The organism is Blastococcus saxobsidens DD2 (assembly GCF_000284015.1).
Classification (GTDB): domain Bacteria; phylum Actinomycetota; class Actinomycetes; order Mycobacteriales; family Geodermatophilaceae; genus Blastococcus; species Blastococcus saxobsidens_A.
Genome location: NC_016943.1, coordinates 3,739,149 through 3,758,169, shown reverse-complemented (window position 1 = coordinate 3,758,169; position 19,021 = coordinate 3,739,149). Strand labels below are relative to the sequence as shown.

Here is a 19,021-nt window from a genome sequence, read left to right as displayed (position 1 = left end):
CGGAACCATGACCCAGGACGCCCGGCAACGGTGGCAGCAGCGGTACGACTCGGCGCTGGCTGCGGGGCGGGTGCGGGACGCCGACTTCACCACCCTCTCCGGTGACGAGGTGCAGCCCGTCTACGGCCCGGCCGACGAGAGCGCCGTCGAGAACTTCGAGCGCATCGGCTATCCGGGCGAGTTCCCCTTCACCCGCGGGCTGCACGCCACGGGCTACCGCGGGCGGCCGTGGACGATCCGCCAGTTCGCCGGTTTCGGCAACGCCCGGCAGACCAACGAGCGTTTCCGGTCGATCCTGGCCGACGGCGGCGGCGGGCTGTCCGTCGCGTTCGACATGCCCACCCTCATGGGCCGGGACTCCGACGACCCGCGGGCGCTGGGCGAGGTGGGGCACTGCGGCGTCGCGATCGACACCGCGGCCGACATGGACGTGCTCTTCGACGACATCGACCTCGAGGGCACGACGACGTCGATGACGATCAGCGGCCCCGCCGTCCCGGTGTTCTGCATGTACCTGGTGGCCGCCGAGCGCCAGGGCGCCGACCTCGGGAAGCTCAACGGCACCCTGCAGACCGACATCTTCAAGGAGTACATCGCGCAGAAGGAGTGGCTGTTCCCGCCCGAGCCGCACCTGCGCCTGATCGGCGACCTCATGGAGTACTGCGCCGAGCACATCCCGGCCTACAAGCCGATCAGCGTCTCCGGCTACCACATCCGCGAGGCCGGCTCGACCGCCGCGCAGGAGCTGGCCTACACGCTGGCGGACGGCTTCGCCTACGTGGAACTCGGCCTCTCCCGCGGCCTGGACCTCGAGACGTTCGCCCCCGGTCTCTCCTTCTTCTTCGACGCGCACGTCGACTTCTTCGAGGAGATCGCGAAGTTCCGCGCCGCACGGCGCATCTGGGCCCGCTGGCTGCGCGACGTCTACGGGGCGACGACCGACAAGGCCCAGCAGCTCCGCTTCCACACCCAGACGGCCGGCGTCAGCCTCACCGCCCAGCAGCCGGACAACAACATCGTCCGGACGGCGATCGAAGCGATGGCGGCGGTCATGGGTGGCACCCAGTCGCTGCACACCAACGCCCTGGACGAGGTGCTCGCGCTGCCCAGCGCCAAGGCGGCGCAGATCGCCCTGCGCACCCAGCAGGTCATCGCCGAGGAGACCGGCGTCGCCAACGTCGCCGACCCGCTCGGTGGCTCCTGGTACGTCGAGGCGCTGACCGACGAGATGGAGCGCCAGGCCGAGGACATCTTCGCGCGCATCAAGGACATGGGCACCGACGGCACCATGACCGCGGGGATCCTGCGGGGGATCGAGGACGGCTGGTTCACCGGCGAGATCGCCGAGGCGGCGTTCGTCTACCAGCGGGCGCTGGAGAAGGGCGACAAGAAGGTCGTCGGCGTGAACACCCTGACCGGCTCGGTCGACGCGGACGACAAGCTGGAAATCCTCCGGGTGAGCCACCAGGTCGAGATCGATCAGAAGGCCGAGCTGGCGGGCCGCCGGCAGCACCGGGACGACGCCGCCGCGCGGGCCGCGGTCGCCCGCATGGTGGAGGTCGCCCGCACCGAGGCCAACATGGTGCCGGCGATGCTCGACGCGGTGCGGGCCGAGGCCACCCTGGGCGAGATCTGCGACGCCCTGCGCGCCGAGTGGGGCGGCTACACCGAGCCCGCGCGTTTTTGACACCCCCGGCGGTCAGGATGCTCGCATGACCGAGCACCCCGAGCACCGTCACCACACCATCGACTACGTCGAGCTCACCGCCACCGACCTCGAACGGGCGAAACGGTTCTACGCGGAGGCCTTCGGCTGGGCGTTCACCGACTACGGACCGCGGTACGCCGGGATCCGCCACCTGGACGGCGGGGCCGGCCCGGAACCGGGCGGCATCGCGCTCGGCGAGCCGGCCGGCAGGGGCGGGCCGCTCGTCCTGCTCTACTCGGCCGACCTCGAGCAGAGCCTGGCGGCGGTGTCCGCCGCGGGGGGTCAGGTGGTCGAGGGCCCGTACCCGTTCCCCGGCGGACGGCGGTTCCACTTCCGCGACCCCAGCGGCAACGAGCTCGGGGTCTGGGCGGAGGCCTGAGGCCTGCCCGCGCGGGGCGGCTCGCCTCTGGGATCATGTCCCCATGCAGCCGACCCGACCCGGACCCCCTGACCCGCGCGCACAGGCTCAGCAGGCCCAGATGGCGGCCGCGATGGCCGGCGCGGTGGACCTCGCCGCCGTCAAGGCGCGCTCCGAGGCCGCCGCACGCGCCCAGGCGGCCCCGCCGCCGAGCGCCGCCGCCCCGGACGGGGCGCCGGGTGGCGCCGTCGTCGACGTCACCGAGGCGACGTTCCAGGCCGAGGTGCTCGACCGCTCCTTCCAGGTGCCCGTGGTCCTGGACCTGTGGGCGGAGTGGTGCGGGCCGTGCAAGCAGCTGTCCCCCGTCCTGGAGGCGCTGGCCGTCGAGGGTGGCGGCTCGTGGGTCCTCGCGAAGGTCGACGTGGAGGCCAACCCGGCGCTGGCCCAGGGGTTGCGCGTGCAGGGCATCCCGGCGGTGAAGGCCGTGTGGCAGGGCCAGTTGGTCGCCGAGTTCACCGGCGCCATCCCCGAGGAGCAGGCGCGGCAGTTCGTCTCCGAGCTGGTGCAGGCCACCACCGGGGGCGCGGTTCCGGGAGCCGCTGCACCCGAGGAGACGGAGGACCCGCGCCTGGACGCGGCCGAGGCCGCGCTCGAGCGCGGTGACCTCGCCGCTGCCGAGGCGGCCTACCAGGCCATCCTCGCCGAAAATCCCGACCACCCCGACGCGGCGCTCGCGCTGCGCCAGGTCCAGCTGTTCCGGCGGGCCGAGGAGGCCGGGCCCGACGCGCTCGCCGCTGCGGACGCCGCGCCGGACGACGTCGCCGCGCAGACCCGCGCGGCCGACTTCCTGCTGGGGACCGGTGACGTCGACGCGGCGTTCGACCGGCTGCTCGGCGTCGTACGGCGCACCGCCGGCGAGGACCGCGACCAGGCACGCATGCACCTGGTCGAGCTGTTCGCCGTCGTGGGTGACCAGGACCCCCGGGTCACCCAGGCCCGCCGGCAGCTCACCACCGCGCTGTTCTGAGCCAGGGGTCCTTGCTCAGCGGCCGAGGTCGCACGCCTCGCCGCCATCGAGGAAGCCGGCGCGGAAGGCGCCCACCAGCTGGAAGCCGGAGATGTCGACGTTCGGGAACACCCGGTCGTCGACCCCGTACTGCAGCAGGAACTGGACGGCCTCGTCGAGGTCCCCGGGGCTGATCTCGGCCTCGAGCAGGTCGCCGAACGCGTCGGTGTACCACTGCGCCTCGTACCAGCCGGTGAGGCAGACGGCCGACCGGGTGGCCGCGCTGTCGTCGACCGAGAGGCCGGCCTGGTCGCGCACCGCCAGGGCGTAGGGGAGCGCCATGGCGGTGGCCAGGGCGAAGTCGCCGATCTCGTCGTACGCCGGGACGGCGAGGCCGCTCTCGTCGATGTAGACGGTGCCGTCGTCGGCGCAGTAGCCGAGGTCGCGGCCGTCGAGACCGGCGCAGTCGGGGGCGTCGCCCTGGAACCCCTCGATCCCGGGCGCCTCGAACTCGGCGCCGAGAGCGATGGGGAACACCTCGCCCCAGAACGCGGGCAGCGTGGTGCCCACCCAGTCGACGATGTCCTGGAACTCCGCGTTGCCCTGGTTGAGGTCGCCGGACGTGAACTCCGCGGCGGTGAACAGCCGGTCCTCGCCGAACGCGTCGCGGCAGGTGGCCAGGCCGGTGTCGAACCCGTCGTAGAACGCCGAGACCCGGTCGAAGTACGACCCGTGCGCTTCGACGTCGTCGGGGTCGCTCCCGACGTCGTCGCGCAGCAGGAGGAAGCCGCGGATGACGTCGTCGAGCTCCGGCTCCCGCAGGCTCAGGTGGTCGGAGCCGCCGTCGGCGACCCAGCGGGTCCACGCGCCGGCCAGGCAGTCGGCCTGCGTCTCGTCCTGGATGCTGCGTCCTGACGCGGCGAAGCCGAAGCGCCCCTGCATGGCGTGGCCGAACTCGTGCGCCATGACCACCGGCACCAGGAAGCGGCCGTAGTCGTCGGACAGCTCCTGCAGCATCGAGCGGTCGTAGGCGATGACGTCGCAGACGGCGTCGTAGAAGGCGTTGCCGGCCACGTCCTCCGGAGCGGTGTACGAGCCCTCGCAGCCGATGCCGGTTCCCGGGTACGCGCTCTCGTCCAGGTCGACGGAGTCGACCGAGAAGTAGCCGCCCTGGAGGGGGGTGTACTCCTCCCCGAAGAACTCCGGATAGGCCTGCGACCAGAAGGCGTCGAGGTCGGCCAGAGCGTTGCGGGCGAACTGGTCGATGGGGTCCTCGCTCACCCCGGTGATCGGGAACTCCTCGGCCGGGACGTCGACCCGGTCAGCAGGGCCCGGCGATGCCTGCCCGCGGACGGCGTGGGAGGAGCAGCCGGTGAGCAGCACGCCGGCCACGGCCACGCAGCCGGCGCGGCGCAGCAGCTGTCTCATCCGGAGGTCCTCCACGTGCCCGCGCCCGCCCGTCCGGCCGGACGGGCGCCGAACAGCATGCCCGCTGCGCCGTGGCCCCGGCTACCTCCGACGCGCCGCGGGGCGGCGCGCCGGAGGGGCGATCAGCCTTCGTGCAGGAACCAGACGGTGCCCAGCGGGGGAGCGGAGATGGTTGCCGAGTACGGCTGGCCGTGCCAGGGCTCGGCCACGGCCTCCACGCCGCCGTAGTTGCCGACGCCGGACCCGCCGTAACCCTCCCCGTCGCTGTTGAGGACCTCGCGCCACTGTCCGGGCCGGGGCAGGCCGATCCGGTACTCGTGGTGCGGCGAGCCGGAGAAGTTGACCACGCAGGCGAGCGCGGAACCCTGCGCGGCCGGCTCGCCCCCCGGGGCGGCGTCGTCCACCGGCGCGTCCTCGGTCGCCGGCCCGCCGGCCGCGGATCCGTAGCGCAGGAACGACAGCACGTTGCCCGACGCGTCGTTGGCGTCGATCCACTGGAAGCCGGCGGGGTCGACGTCCTGCGACCAGAGCGCGTCGATCTCCTTGTACCGGCCGTTGAGGTCGGTGACCAGCTGCAGCATGCCGCGGTGGGCGGGATCGTCGAGGTGCCACCAGTCCAGCGAGCGGCTCTCGGCCCACTCGGCGTCCTGGGCGAACTCCGACCCCATGAACAGCAGCTGCTTGCCCGGGTGGGCCCACATGTAGGAGAGGTACGCGCGCAGGTTGGCCAGCTGCTGCCACCGGTCACCCGGCATCTTCCGCAGCATCGAACCCTTGCCGTAGACGACCTCGTCGTGGCTGATCGGGAGGACGTAGTTCTCGCTGTACGCGTAGTGCATCGAGAACGTGAGCTGGCCGTGGTGGTAGCTGCGGTAGATCGGCTCCCGCTCGACGTAGCCGAGCGAGTCGTGCATCCAGCCCATGTTCCACTTGAAGCCGAAGCCCAGCCCGCCCAGGTGCGTCGGTCGGGTGACCCCTGGCCAGGCGGTGGACTCCTCGGCGATGGTGACCACGCCGGGGACCTCGCGGTAGACGGTGGCGTTGAACTCCTGGAGGAAGGCGACGGCCTCCAGGTTCTCCCGGCCGCCGTACTTGTTGGGCAGCCACTCGTCGCGCGAGTAGTCCAGGTAGAGCATCGAGGCCACGGCATCGACGCGGACACCGTCGACGTGGAACTCCTTGCACCAGAACAGCGCGTTGGCGACCAGGAAGTTCCGGACCTCGGAGCGCCCGAAGTCGAAGACGTACGTGCCCCAGTCCAGCTGCTCGCCGCGGCGCGGGTCACCGTGCTCGTAGAGCGGCGTGCCGTCGAAGCGGGCCAGCGCCCACTCGTCCTTGGGGAAGTGCGCCGGCACCCAGTCCACGATGACGCCGATCCCGGCCTGGTGGGCGCGGTCGATCAGGTAGCGCAGGTCGTCCGGGCTGCCGAACCTGGACGTGGGCGCGTAGTAGGAGGTGACCTGGTAGCCCCAGGAGCCGCCGAAGGGATGCTCGGCCAGCGGCATGAACTCGATGTGGGTGAAACCAGCGGAGACGACGTAGTCGACCAGCTCGTCGGCGAGCTCGCGGTAGGACAGGCCCTGCCGCCACGAGCCGGCGTGCACCTCGTAGACGCTGATCGGACGCTGGTGCCAGCCGGCCTCGGCCCGCTGGCTGAGCCAGGCGTCGTCCTGCCACTCGTAGGTCGACTCGGTGACGACCGAGGCGTTCAGCGGCGGGACCTCGGTGGCGAAGGCGAGCGGGTCGGACTTCTCCCGCCACGTGCCGTCAGCACCCAGGACGTGGTAGCGGTACCGGGTGCCCACCTGGGCGCCGGGGATGAAGATCTCCCACACGCCGGAGGACCCGAGGTGCCGCATCGGGTAGGCGCGGGCCTGCCAGTAGTCGAAGTCGCCGGTCACCTTGACGCCGCGGGCACTGGGCGCCCAGACGGCGAAGGAGACGCCCTCGACCGTGCCGCGGGGCGTCTCGTAGCGCCGGATGTGCGCGCCCAGCACCTCCCACAGCCGCTCGTGCCGGCCCTCGCGGATGAGGTGCTCGTCCAGCGGACCGAGCGTCGGCAGCCAGCGGAACGGGTCGTCGACGGTGTGGGTGGTGCTTCCGCCCTCGCCGTCGCCGTAGACGACCTCGATGCGGTAGTCGCCCGGCTGGCGCGGGAAGCTGGCCTCGTAGATCCCGCCGTCGTGCAACCGGGTGGCGTCGTAGCGGGTGCCGTCCTCGTCGAGGACGGCCACGGCGACGGCGTCGGGGCGCAGCGTGCGCACCACCCACTCCTCGCCGGTCCGGTGCGCGCCGAGCACCCCGTGCGGGTCGCGGGACCAGCCCTCGACGATCGCCCGCAGGTCCTCCTCGCCGACCTCCCGGACCTCGGTCCCGGCCGTCAGGCCACCAGCCTGCTCGCCGGTGTCCGGAGCGCCCGACGCGGTGTCGGCCGGGACGGGCGCCACCGGAGCCGCCGGCTCGGCGGAGCCGGCGCCCGAGGCCGGCCGGCTGCCGGCACCCTCGCCGGGCGCCTGCGGGGTGCTCGGCTCGGCCGGGTCGGGGCTGGGCGCCTCCGGCTGGCCGGCCGGCTCACCGCTGGGCGACCCGGGCTCGGCGATCGGCGCCGGGGCCACCACCGGGTTGGCGGTGGTCGGGGCGTCCTCGCTGCCGGGCTCGGGCGTCGCCTCGGTGGCCGTCGGTGCGGCCGCCACCTTCTTGGCCGTCGTCCGCTTGGCTGCGGCGGCCTTCTTCGCCGGTGCCGCCTTCTTGGCCGGCGCGGCCTTCTTCGCCGCCGCCTTCCGGGCCGGTACCGCGCCGCCCCCGGCCGGCTCGGCCGCCGCGGTCTTCTTCGCCGTGGCGCGCTTCGTCGTCTTCTTCGCCGGTTCGGCGTTCACCACGGGGCCGCCGGCGGCTGCCTCGGCCTCGGTCACCTTCTGGTCCACGGCGCGCTGCAGATCGTCCTTGCCGGCCACGGGCTGCTCACCTCGGTCGTCGGTCGTCATCGTCTCGCCGTCCTCGTCCGTCTCGGTGCTCTGGTCCGTCGGTTCGGTGCTCAGTCGCGGCCGGCGAGCCGGGCCAGCGACTGGAGCGGGATCATCAGCCAGTGCGGACGGTTCCTCGCCTCGTAGACGCATTCGTAAACCGCCTTGTCCGCCTCCAACGCCCGAAGGAGTGGTGAATCCCCGCACGGGTCGAGCCCCCTGGCGTGCGAGTAGCCGGCGCAGAAGGCGGCCCGGTTGCGGGCCGCCCACTCCTGGGCGCGGTACTCGCGCTGCGGGTCCTCCGGCTGCTCGACGAGCAGGTGCCGGGCGGCGTAGTCGAAGCTGCGCAGCATCCCGGCCACGTCGCGCAGCGGGCTGTCGAGCTCGCGGCGGGACGCCAGCGGGCGGGCGGGCTCCCCCTCGAAGTCGAGGATGATCCAGCCGGTCGCGGTGCGCAGCACCTGGCCGAGGTGGAGGTCGCCGTGCACCCGCTGGCGGACCACCCGCTCCTCGGTACCGGCGACCGCGGCGTACACCTCCCGGAGGCCGTCGGCGTGCTCCGCCAGCTGAGGCACGACCTCGATCGCCGCGTCGAGCCGCTCGGACATCTGCCGCGAGACGGTGGTGAACCACTCGGCCGCGGCTGCCTCCGTGGGCAGGACCTCCGCCATGTCGGCGTGCACGGATGCCGTGGCCGCGCCCAGCCGCTCGCTGTCGGCCGCGAAGTCGCCGCCCACCTCGTCGGCGTGCAGGTCGCCTTCGGCGTAGAGGTCACGCACGCTCGCGGTGGCCAGCCGCCAGCCGTCGCTGGCGTTGGGCACGAACGTCTGGAGCATGGCCACGGTGGCGGGCTCGGCCCCCGACGGGTCGTCGATCTCCACGTGCCCCAGCAGCGAGGCGATGTGCGGGTTGTCCGCCCGGCGCAGCGCACCGTGGACCTCCACGTCGGGGTTCAGCCCGGGCTCGAGCCGCCGGAACAGCTTGAAGATCGCCTCCTGGCCGTAGACCAGCGAGGTGTTGCTCTGCTCGGTGGAGACGATGTCGCCGGGCAGACCCTCCGGGATGTCGCCTTCGCCGGCGGGGGAGAAGTGCATCGGGCCGACCGACGATCCCTGGGCCAGGTGGATCAGCCAGGGCGCGGTGGCCTCCCGGTCCCGCATCGCGTCGTAGGCGAACGTCTCGTTCCCCTCGCTCGCGACCGCGCCGACGAACGCCGACTCCAGCTCGTCGGCCTGCTGGTCGCGCCAGGACAGCGGCACGAGGTAGGTCTCGCGGACGCCGTCGGTGTACTCGATGTGCACCCGGTGCACGGACAGCACGGGGTTCCCGCGGTCGAGGAAGAAGCCCTCCTCGGTCACGTCGGCCCACTCCCGCCCCTTGCCGCCGAACCACCGCTGCTGCGGGATCCACTCGCGGAACAGCTCGGTCAGTGCGCTCATCGGGGGCCTCCGGACTGGTCGGACGGGGTGTCGTCAGCGGCGCTGACCACCCCGGCGGCCAGCAGGGAGTCGGCGACGGCACTGGACGTGGCGTTGGCCCAGTCCTCGTGCTCGTCGGGAGCCGGCTCGGTGGGCTTGGAGAGCTCGAACCAGTAGAAGCCGTGCCCGGCGAGGGTCAGCATGTACGGCAGGACGCCGATCTGCGGGAACTCCACCCGGCCGGTGAGCTCGATCGGGGTGTAGCCCTCGAACCGCCGCAGGTCCAGCTCCACCGGCTGCGGGAACCGCGACAGGTTGTTCACGCACAGCACCACGTCGTCGCCGAACTCGCGGACGAACGACAGCACCGTCGGGTTGCGGGACCCGATCTCCGCGTAGCTGCCCAGGCCGAAGGTGGGGTGCTGGCCCCGGACCTGGATCATCCGGCGCAGCCACTGCAGCAGCGAGTTGCTGTTGCGCAGCTGCGACTCGACGTTGGTGACCTGGAAGCCGTAGACGGGGTCTCCGTTCAGCGGCAGGTACATCCGCTGCGGGTCGGCGCTGGAGAACCCACCGTTGCGGTCGGGTGTCCACTGCATCGGGGTCCGGACGCCGTCGCGGTCACCGAGCCAGATGTTGTCGCCCATGCCGATCTCGTCGCCGTAGTAGAGGACCGGCGAGCCCGGGAGCGACAGCAGCAGCGCGTTGAACAGCTCCAGGGTGTTGACGTCGTTGTCGAGCAGTGGGGCCAGCCGACGGCGGATGCCGATGTTGGCCTTCATGCGCGGGTCCTTGGCGTACTCGTCCCACATGTAGTCGCGCTCTTCGTCGGTGACCATCTCGAGCGTCAGCTCGTCGTGGTTGCGGAGGAAGACGCCCCACTGGCAGTTGTCCGGGATGTCCGGTGTCTGCGCCATGATCTCCGAGATCGGGAAGCGCTGCTCCCGGCGCACCGCCATGAACAGGCGCGGCATGACCGGGAAGTGGAACGCCATCTGGCACTCGTCACCGTTCTCGCCGAAGTACTCGACGACATCGGCCGGCCACTGGTTGGCCTCGCAGAGCAGCACCGTGTCGGGGTAGTTGGCGTCGACGACTGTGCGCACCTCCTTGAGGAACTCGTGGGTGCGCGGCAGGTTCTCGCAGTTGGTGCCCTCCTCCTCGAAGAGGTAGGGCACGGCGTCGAGCCGGAAGCCGTCGATGCCCAGGTCCAGCCAGAACCGGAGGGCGTCGATGATCGCCTCCCGGACCTTCGGGTTCTCGAAGTTCAGGTCGGGCTGGTGGGAGAAGAACCGGTGCCAGAAGTACTGCTTGCGCACCGGGTCGAACGTCCAGTTCGAGCTCTCGGTGTCGACGAAGATGATCCGCGCGTCGGCGTAGCCGGTGTCGTCGTCGGCCCATACGTAGAAGTCGCCGTAGTCGCCGTCCGGATCGCTCCGGCTGGCCTGGAACCAGGGATGCTGGTCCGAGGTGTGGTTCATGACGAAGTCGATGATCACGCGCATGCCGCGGGCGTGGGCCGCGTCGAGGAACTCGTGGAAGTCCTCGATGTCGCCGAACTCCGGCAGGACGGCGGTGTAGTCGCTGACGTCGTAGCCGCCGTCACGCAGGGGCGAGGCGAAGAACGGCGGCAGCCACAGGCAGTCGACGCCGAGCCACTGCAGGTAGTCCAGCTTGTCGATCATGCCGCGCAGGTCGCCGACGCCGTCGGCGTTGCTGTCGGCGAAGCCGCGCACCAGCACCTCGTAGAAGACCGCGCGCTTGTACCACTCCGGATCGGTCCCGGGCGGCGGGAGCGGGGAGTGGTTGCTGCGGGAGTCGGGGACGGGAACGGTCATCGGGAGTGGGTTCCCCTCTCGGGTCGTGCAGTGGGTGGGACGTTCACGGCCCACCTGCACGGGCCGACGCGAGCGTGCGAGCGGTGGGTGCAGGCGGGGCCTCTGTCAGTCGACCGGCGGGGGGAACTGCACGGTCCGCGGGAAGGTGACCGCGAAGACGTGCGCCGGCTCCCGGTAGGGATCGAGCTCCACGTAGTTGAACTGACCCCAGTCGTAGCGGGCGCCGGTGAGCTCGTCGGTGACCGCGAAGCGCTCGTGCCAGTCCAGTCCGAGCGCGGGCAGGTCCAGCGCCGTCGTCCCGATGTGGGTGTCCCGGCTGGAGAGGTTCACGACGACGAGCACGGCGTCCTGCGACCCGGTATCGGTCTTGGTGAAGCAGAGCAGGTTCGGGTTGTCGACCTGGTGGAACCGCAGCGTGCGCAGCTGCTGCAGCGCCGGGTGCGCCCGCCGGACCTCGTTGAGCCGGCGCAGGTACGGGGCGAGGCTGCGGCCCGACGCCTCGGCGCCGGCCCAGTCCCGGGGACGCAGCTGGTACTTCTCGCTGTCGAGGTACTCCTCGCTGCCCGGTTTCACCGCCACGTGCTCGAACAGCTCGAACCCGGAGTAGACGCCCCACGTCGGGCTCAGCATCGAGGCGAGCACGGCGCGGATCTTGAACATCGGCGGGCCGCCGAACTGCAGCGACTCGTGCAGGATGTCCGGCGTGTTCACGAAGAAGTTCGGCCGCATGTAGTGGCTGTTGGTGGCCAGCTCGCTGCCGTACTCCTCGAGCTCGCCGCGCCCGGTCCGCCAGGTGAAGTACGTGTAGGACTGCGTGAACCCGATCCGGGCCAGCTGGTGCATCATCGCCGGCCGGGTGAACGCCTCGGCGAGGAACAGCACGTCCGGGTCGGTCTTCTTGACCTCCCAGATCAGCCAGTGCCAGAAGTTCAGCGGCTTGGTGTGCGGGTTGTCGACGCGGAAGATCCGCACGCCGGCGTCCATCCACACCCGCACGACCCGCAGCACCTCGGCGTAGAGGCCCTCGGGGTCGTTGTCGAAGTTGATCGGGTAGATGTCCTGGTACTTCTTCGGCGGGTTCTCCGCGTAGGCGATCGTGCCGTCGGGCTTGGTGGTGAACCACTCCGGGTGCTCGCGGACCCACGGGTGGTCGGGCGCCGCCTGCAGCGCCAGGTCGAGGGCGACCTCCATGCCGAGGTCGCGGGTGCGCTGCACGAACGCACGGAAGTCGTCCATCGTGCCGAGCTGCGGGTGCACGGCGTCGTGCCCGCCCTCGGCGCTGCCGATGGCCCAGGGTGACCCGACCTCGTCCGGCCCGATGTCGTGCGGGTTGCCGCCGGGGAACTGCGGGGAGTTCGGGCCCTTGCGGTTGACCGTGCCGATCGGGTGGATCGGCGGCAGGTAGACGACGTCGAAGCCCATGTCGGCGATCGCGGGCAGCCGGTCACCGGCGGTGGTGAGCGTCCCGTGCGTCGACACACCGCCGACGACGGGGCCCTCCGAGCGGGGGAAGAACTCGTACCAGGAGCCGTAGAGCGCTTCGCGCCGGTCGACGAACACCTCGTACCGCGGCGACCGGGTGACCAGCTCGCGCACCGGGTGGTCGTGGAGGTAGCGCTGGAGACCCGCCGCGAGCGCCGGCGCGATGCGGACGGTGAGCTCCTGGGAGGAGTCGCGCAGGGCCGCGGCGGCCGCGGCGGCGCGGTTCCGCCACTCGCCGTCGGCCTCGGCGGCGACCCGGTCGAGCAGCCGGGCGCCCTCCTCGAGGTCGTTGGCGAGCTCGTCGGGCCCCTGGCCTGCCTCGACCTTCACCTCGACGGCGTGCTTCCACGTGGCCAGCGGGTCGCTCCACGCCTCGATGCCGAACGACCACCGCCCCTCCCGGTCCGGGACGACGCCGGCGATCCAGCGGTCGGGTTCCGGGGGGAGCTTCGCCATGCGCACGAAGGGCGCGGGCGAGCCGTCCTCGCCGGGGGCGGTCCAGACCACGTTCGCCGCGACGGCGTCGTGGCCCTCGCGGAAGACGGTGGCGGTGATCGGCAGGTGTTCCCCGACGACCGCGCGGGCCGAGAAGGACCCGCAGGACACGACGGGGGCGACATCGGTGATGCCGAGGCGGAGGTCAGCGCGGCCATTCATCCCGGCCACGCTATCGAGGTGCCGCCCCACCAGCATCTCGGCGGTTGATCTGCCCCTCCTGTCTCACCCGTCGGAGCTGCCGGAGACGCCGGGGACGGCTTCCCGAGAGATCCCTCGAGAAGCCTCCCGGTGTCGCCGGGACTCGTTAGTCTCGTCCGGTGCGTGCTCTCCGTCGGTTCACCGTCCGTGCAGCTCTTCCCGAGCCGCTCCTGCCGCTGTCCCAGTTGGTGATGAACCTCCGCTGGTCGTGGCACGCGGAGACCCGGGACCTGTTCGAGACCCTCGACCCCGATCTGTGGCAGAGCTGCGGCGGGGATCCGGTGCGCGCTCTCGGCGAGGTGTCGGCCGAACGGCTGGCGGCGCTGGCCGGCGACCGGCGCTTCGTCCGCCGGCTGACCGACGCGGTCGACGACCTGGAGGAGTACCTCGCGACCCCGCGCTGGTACCAGTCGCTGGGGGCCGAGGCGCCCGCGACGATCGCCTACTTCTCGGCGGAATTCGGCATCACCGAGGTGCTCCCGCAGTACTCCGGTGGGCTCGGCATCCTGGCGGGTGACCACCTCAAGGCGGCCTCCGACCTCGGCGTCCCGCTGATCGGTGTGGGGCTGCTCTACCGGGCCGGCTACTTCAGCCAGGGGCTGTCCGCCGACGGCTGGCAGCTGGAGCACTACCCGTCCCTCGACCCGCACGGTCTGCCCATCAAGCTGCTGCGCCACGCCGACGGCTCCGCCGTCGTCATCACCGTCCCGCTGCCCGAGGGGCGCACCCTGCACGCGCACGTCTGGCGGGCCCAGGTCGGCCGGGTCTCGCTGCTGCTGCTCGACAGCGACATCGAGGAGAACGCCCCGGCCGAGCGGCTGGTCACCGACCGCCTCTACGGCGGCGACGAGGACCACCGGCTCCGCCAGGAGATGCTGCTGGGCATCGGTGGCGTGCGGGCGCTCCGGGCGTACTGCTCGGCCACCGGCACCGCGCAGCCGGAGGTGTTCCACGCCAACGAGGGCCACGCCGGCTTCCAGGGCGTCGAGCGCATCCGCGAGCTCACCGAGGCCCACGGGCTCACCTTCGCCGAGGCCCTGCAGGCCGTCCGCGCGGGCACCGTGTTCACCACGCACACGCCGGTGCCCGCCGGCATCGACCGGTTCCCGAAGGCGCTCATCGAGCGCTACTTCGCCGGGTTCGGTGTGCCGATGGACCAGCTCCTCCCGCTGGGTGCCGAGGAGGACCCGTCGAAGTTCAACATGGCGCACATGGGGCTGCGCCTGGGGCAGCGCGCCAACGGAGTCAGCGAGCTGCACGGGCACGTCAGCCGGGGGATGTTCCGCGACCTGTGGCCGGGCTTCGACGAGGGCGACGTCCCGATCGGCTCGATCACCAACGGGGTGCACGCGCCGACCTGGACCGCCCGCGAACTGGTCGAGATGGGCACCCAGACCTCGAGCCAGGGTGACTCGGTGTACGTGGACGGCCCGGTGCACTTCGACGGGGTGGACCGGATCCCCGCCGCGGAGCTGTGGGCGACCCGTCGCCAGCTGCGGGCCCGCCTGGTCGACGAGGTCCGCCGCCGCATCCGGGAGACGGCGCTCTCGCGGGGCGCGACCGTGGCCGAGGTCGGCTGGACCGACACCGCCTTCGACCCCGACGTGCTCACCATCGGCTTCGCCCGGCGGGTGCCCTCGTACAAGCGGCTGACCCTCATGCTGCGCGATCCCGAGCGGCTGAAGGCCCTCCTGCTCGATCCGGAGCGTCCGCTGCAGCTGGTCATCGCCGGGAAGAGCCACCCGGCCGACGACGGCGGCAAGAAGCTCATCCAGCAGATGGTCGCGTTCGCCGACGACCCGGAGATCCGCCACCGGATCGCCTTCCTGCCCGGCTACGACATCGGCATGGCCCGTTACCTCTACTGGGGCTGCGACGTCTGGCTGAACAACCCGCTGCGCCCACTGGAGGCCTGCGGCACGTCGGGCATGAAGGCCGCGCTCAACGGCGGGCTGAACCTGTCCATCCGCGACGGCTGGTGGGACGAGTGGTTCGACGGCCAGAACGGCTGGGCGATCCCCACCGCGGACGGTGTCAGCGACCACGACCGGCGGGACGAGGTCGAGGCCCGGGCGATCTACGAGCTGCTGGACAACCAGGTGCTCCCGCGGTTCTACGAGACCGACCGCGACGGGATCCCGGGCCGGTGGGTGGAGATGGTCCGGCACACGCTGCGCGAGACCGGGCCCAAGGTGCTGGCCACCCGGATGGTCCGCGACTACGTGCAGGCTCTCTACGTACCGGCCGCCGGGTCCACCCGCGCCATGGCCACCGACGGCTACGCCCCGGCGCGCACCGAGGCCGCGTGGCGGGCGCACCTGCTGCACCACTGGCACGACGTCCGGGTCGCCCACGTGGAGGCGACCGGAGCCGGCGACACGCCGGAGATCGGGTCGACCGTGGCGCTGCGTGCCGAGGTGGAACTGCCCGGCCTCGAGCCGGCCGACGTGGAGGTGCAGGCGGCCTACGGCCGGGTGGACGACGCCGACGGGCTGCACGAGGTGACGACGGTGCCGATGGCCCACGAGCACAGAGACGGTTCGCGGCACTGGTTCACCGCCACGGTGCCCCTCGAGCGGACCGGTGCCTTCGGCTACACCGTGCGCGTGCTCCCGCACTCGGAGTACCTGGCCGATCCGGCGGAGCTCGGCGTGGTGAGCACTGCCTGACGACAGCCGCGGGAGCATCGGAGCGAGCGCCAGCGAGCGAGGAGCGGGCCGGGGCGCGGAGTCGGGCCTGGACACAGCCTGAGTACGGCTCAGCGGACACTCGGACCACGCCGGTCACAGTGACCTCGTGTGACGTCGCGACACCCCGGCGTGGCGGGAGGCTGCGCCCAGCCAGACCGGCTGGACATCACTAGGCTGGACGCCATGCCCGACCGCTGTGAAGTCCTCCCCGGAGATGCCGTCGTCGCCCGCCGTGGCGGCGGCCTGCTGTGGGTCGACGCTCCCGGTTCGCCCGCCCTGGTGTCGGCTCTCCACGCCTGCCTGGGCGTGGCGGGCCCCGGTGCCGACCGCGTCCTGGCCGCCGTCGGGGCGCAGGTGAGCTCGCTCACCTCCGGCGGCGCCTCCTTCGCCCTCGTCCTGACGACCGACGCCGGTACCGGCGTCGCGCTCTGGGGGGGTAAGGGCCAGCCGGCCGTCGACGGCGTCCCCGTCTCCGGCTCGTCGGTGGACGGGGGCACGCTCGCGTCCGGCTTCTCGCTGGGGCAGTCGCTGTACGTCGGCCCCGGCCAGTCGGCCCCCGGCACCCCGCCGGGCGTGAGCTACGACCTCGTCGAGGGCACCGTGCCGGGGAGCGGCGCCACGCTGCACCTGGCCGGTCCCGCGCCGGTCGGCGCGCCCACGGCCGCAGCGCCGGCGCAGTCGCCGTTCTCGGCCGGCACCGACGCCGGTTTCAGCGCGAGCCGCGGCTCGGCGTCGGCGTCGGCGGCCCGCCCGGAATCCGGCGAGCAGACCGCCTTCTGGCGCCCCGACCCGTCGGACGCCGCGCCCGTCCTGCGCTTCGACGACGGCATGGTCGTCACGATCGACGAGGACCTCGTGCTCGGCCGGCGTCCCGACAACCACGAGATGGTGAGCAGCGGTTCGGCGCGGGCCGTGCCGATCGCCGACACCCAGAACGTCCTCTCCTCGGCGCACGCCGCGCTGACCCGCTCCGGCCGCGAGGTCTCGCTGGTCGACCTGGGCTCGCTCAACGGCACCCACGTCGCCGGCCCCGAGGCCACCGAGTGGACCCAGTTGGAGCCGGGGGTGGCCCACCCGCTCTCCGACGGCGACCGCCTGCTGCTGGGCTGGACGGTCATCACCTTCGAGCAGCCGTCGGAGTAGGCAGGCGCCCCGGGCGGGCCGTCCGAGTGCGACGAAGTCGTGGCCGTCGAGCGCTGATGGCCACGACTTCGTCGCACTCGCGTCAGGGGCGGCGTTCGATGCGCAGCAGCCAGACGCAGCGGCCGGGGACGTCGACCGGCCCCGGCGCGAGGAACGCCGGCGCCGGGGGAGCACCCCTCGGGTACTCGGTGGAGAGCACCAGCCCGTAGCCGTCGGCCCAGGGCGGCCCGGGCAGCGTCACGGTCACCGGCTCGGGCCCGGCGTGCAGCTGCAGCAGGTAGGAGTCGTCCAGCACCGGGTGGCCGTGCTCGTCGCGGTGCCGGATGCCGCGGCCGTCCAGGTACATGCCGACGGTCTGCAGCCCGGTGTCGAACCAGTCGGCGGTGGTGAGCTGGCCGCCGGCGGGGGCGAACCACGCCAGGTCGCGGGTGCCCCCGGTCCCGGGCAGTTCGTGGCCCTCGAAGAACGCCTCCTGCCGCAGCACCGGGGCGCCGCGGCGCAGCCGCACGAGCCGGGTGACGAAGGCCCTCATGTCCTCGTCCACGTGCTCCCAGTCCAGCCACGAGAGCTCGTTGTCCTGGCAGTAGGCGTTGTTGTTGCCGCGCTGGGTCCGGCCGAGCTCGTCGCCGGCCGTGAGCATCGGGACCCCGGTGGACAGCAGGAGCGTCGTCAGCAGGTTGCGGACCTGCCGGGCCCGCAGCGCCAGCACGTCCGGGTCGGAGGTCTCGCCCTCGACGCCGCAGTTCCAGTTCCGGTTGTGGCTCTCGCCGTCCCGGTTGTCCTCGCCGTTGGCCTCGTTGCGCTTCTGCTCGTAGGTGACCAGGTCGGCGAGCGGGAAGCCGTCGTGCGCGGTGACGAAGTTGATGGAGGCGAACGGGCGGCGGCCGTCGGAGCGGTAGAGATCGGACGACCCGGTCAGCCGGTACGCCAGGTCCCGGACGCCCACGTGCGCACCGGACCAGACGTCGCGCACCGTGTCGCGGTACTTGCCGTTCCACTCCGTCCACGGTGGCGGGAAGTTGCCCACCTGGTAGCCGCCCGGGCCGACGTCCCACGGCTCGGCGATGAGCTTCACCTGGCTGACCACCGGGTCCTGGTGCACGACGTCGAAGAAGGCCGAGAGCCGGTCGACGTCGTGCATCGAGCGGGCCAGCGCCGAGGCGAGGTCGAACCGGAAGCCGTCGACGTGCATCTCGGTGACCCAGTAGCGCAGCGAGTCCATGAGCAGGCCGAGCACCGCCGGCCGGCGCACGTCGAGGGTGTTCCCGCAGCCGGTGTAGTCGGTGTACCGGGCCGGGTTGGCACCGTCGAGGCGGTAGTAGCCGGGGTTGTCGATGCCCTTGAACGACAACGTCGGCCCGGTGTGGTCGCCCTCGGCGGTGTGGTTGTAGACGACGTCGAGGAGCACCTCGATGCCGGCGGCGTGCAGCTCCTTCACCATCGTCTTGAACTCGGTGACCTGGCCGCCACCGCTGCCGGAGGCGCTGTAGGCGGCGTGCGGGGCGAAGTAGCCGAGGGTGTTGTAGCCCCAGTAGTTGGTCAGGCCGCGGCGCAGCAGGTGCGGCTCGCTGACGAAGTGGTGGACGGGCAGCAGTTCCACCGCGGTGACCCCGAGTGCCAGCAGGTGTTCGACGAACGCCGGGTGCGCCAGCCCCGCGTACGTCCCGCGCAGGTGCGGCGGTACGCCGGGGTGCGCGGCGGTGGCGCCCTTGACGTGCACCTCGTAGATGACGGTGTCCGACCAGGAACGGCGCGGGGGCCGGTCGCCGTCCCACGGGAACGGGTCGTGGACCACCACGCCGCGCGGGACGGAGGGTGCGGAGTCCCGGGGGTCGGGCACCGCGGAGTCCACGCCGTCGGCGGGGTGGCCGAACAGGGCCGGGTCCAGCCGCAGCTCGCCGTCGACGGCGCGGGCGTAGGGGTCCAGCAGCAGCTTGGCCGGGTTGTACCGCAGGCCGGACCGCGGGTCGTAGCCGCCGTGCACGCGGTACCCGTAGCGCTGGCCGGGCCCGACGCCGGGCAGCCGGCCGTGCCACACCTGGTGGGTGGTCTCCTCCAGCCGGTGACGCTGCTCGGTGCCGTCGGGGGCGAACAGGCACAGGTCGACGGCGGAGGCGCCGGCCGACCACAGCGCGAAGTTCGTCCCGCGGCCGTCCCAGGAGGCGCCGAGGGGGGTGGGCGTGCCGGGAAGCACCCCGGGGACCAGGGATCCGGCAGCGGGGGAGTCGGTCACCTGCGTGATCGTGCCAACTCCGGGCCCGGAGCGGGCGCACCGACGGCGGGGAAGGTTG

The 19,021-nt window shown here is 72.3% G+C and carries 11 protein-coding genes; 5 read left to right on the top strand and 6 right to left on the bottom strand.

Going from position 1 to position 19,021, the window contains the following annotated elements:
• The first annotated feature begins 7 nt into the window (after positions 1-7).
• The 3 genes from BLASA_RS17745 to BLASA_RS17735 are packed head-to-tail and all read left to right on the top strand — an operon-like array spanning position 8 to position 3,093.
• Positions 8-1,687, top strand: a complete 1,680-nt coding sequence (locus tag BLASA_RS17745) for an acyl-CoA mutase large subunit family protein (RefSeq protein WP_014377594.1) — start codon at positions 8-10, stop codon at positions 1,685-1,687.
• Positions 1,688-1,712: 25 nt separating this feature from the next.
• A complete protein-coding gene (locus BLASA_RS17740; protein WP_014377593.1) occupies positions 1,713-2,087 on the top strand; it encodes a VOC family protein in 375 nt (124 codons plus the stop codon).
• A gap of 43 nt (positions 2,088-2,130) precedes the next feature.
• Positions 2,131-3,093, top strand: coding sequence for a tetratricopeptide repeat protein (locus tag BLASA_RS17735; RefSeq protein WP_083878048.1), 963 nt, complete (start codon positions 2,131-2,133; stop codon positions 3,091-3,093).
• Positions 3,094-3,108: 15 nt separating this feature from the next.
• Here the strand turns inward: BLASA_RS17735 and BLASA_RS17730 are convergent, their stop codons facing one another.
• The 5 genes from BLASA_RS17730 to BLASA_RS17710 all read right to left on the bottom strand — a co-directional run bounded on the left by BLASA_RS17730 (position 3,109) and on the right by BLASA_RS17710 (position 12,858).
• Entirely contained in the window at positions 3,109-4,500 is a 1,392-nt protein-coding gene (locus tag BLASA_RS17730) for a neutral zinc metallopeptidase (RefSeq protein ID WP_231839488.1), read from the bottom strand.
• A 122-nt stretch (positions 4,501-4,622) separates the two neighbouring features.
• On the bottom strand, positions 4,623-7,484 hold the full coding sequence (gene glgB / locus BLASA_RS17725; protein ID WP_014377591.1) for a 1,4-alpha-glucan branching protein GlgB: 2,862 nt from the start codon (positions 7,482-7,484) through the stop codon (positions 4,623-4,625).
• Between the two features lie 50 nt (positions 7,485-7,534).
• Positions 7,535-8,902: a maltokinase N-terminal cap-like domain-containing protein gene (locus BLASA_RS17720; RefSeq protein ID WP_014377590.1), complete on the bottom strand. Its 1,368-nt coding sequence runs from the start codon at positions 8,900-8,902 to the stop codon at positions 7,535-7,537.
• Positions 8,899-10,719 (bottom strand): maltose alpha-D-glucosyltransferase, encoded by a 1,821-nt coding sequence (gene treS, locus BLASA_RS17715; RefSeq protein ID WP_014377589.1) that lies wholly within the window; start codon positions 10,717-10,719, stop codon positions 8,899-8,901. The genes BLASA_RS17720 and treS overlap by 4 nt, the downstream gene beginning before the upstream one ends.
• Before the next feature lie 105 nt (positions 10,720-10,824).
• Positions 10,825-12,858 (bottom strand): alpha-1,4-glucan--maltose-1-phosphate maltosyltransferase, encoded by a 2,034-nt coding sequence (locus BLASA_RS17710; protein ID WP_014377588.1) that lies wholly within the window; start codon positions 12,856-12,858, stop codon positions 10,825-10,827.
• Positions 12,859-13,016: 158 nt separating this feature from the next.
• Between BLASA_RS17710 and glgP the strand changes: the two genes are divergently transcribed.
• The gene (glgP, locus tag BLASA_RS17705; protein WP_041775831.1) at positions 13,017-15,566 is read left to right on the top strand and encodes an alpha-glucan family phosphorylase; all 2,550 of its coding nucleotides are present in this window, start codon (positions 13,017-13,019) and stop codon (positions 15,564-15,566) included.
• A gap of 204 nt (positions 15,567-15,770) precedes the next feature.
• The gene (locus BLASA_RS17700; protein WP_014377586.1) at positions 15,771-16,730 is read left to right on the top strand and encodes an FHA domain-containing protein; all 960 of its coding nucleotides are present in this window, start codon (positions 15,771-15,773) and stop codon (positions 16,728-16,730) included.
• Positions 16,731-16,812: 82 nt separating this feature from the next.
• On the opposite strand, the gene glgX is transcribed toward BLASA_RS17700, so the two are convergent.
• Entirely contained in the window at positions 16,813-18,963 is a 2,151-nt protein-coding gene (glgX, locus tag BLASA_RS17695; RefSeq protein ID WP_014377585.1) for a glycogen debranching protein GlgX, read from the bottom strand.
• Between the last annotated feature and the right edge of the window lie 58 nt (positions 18,964-19,021).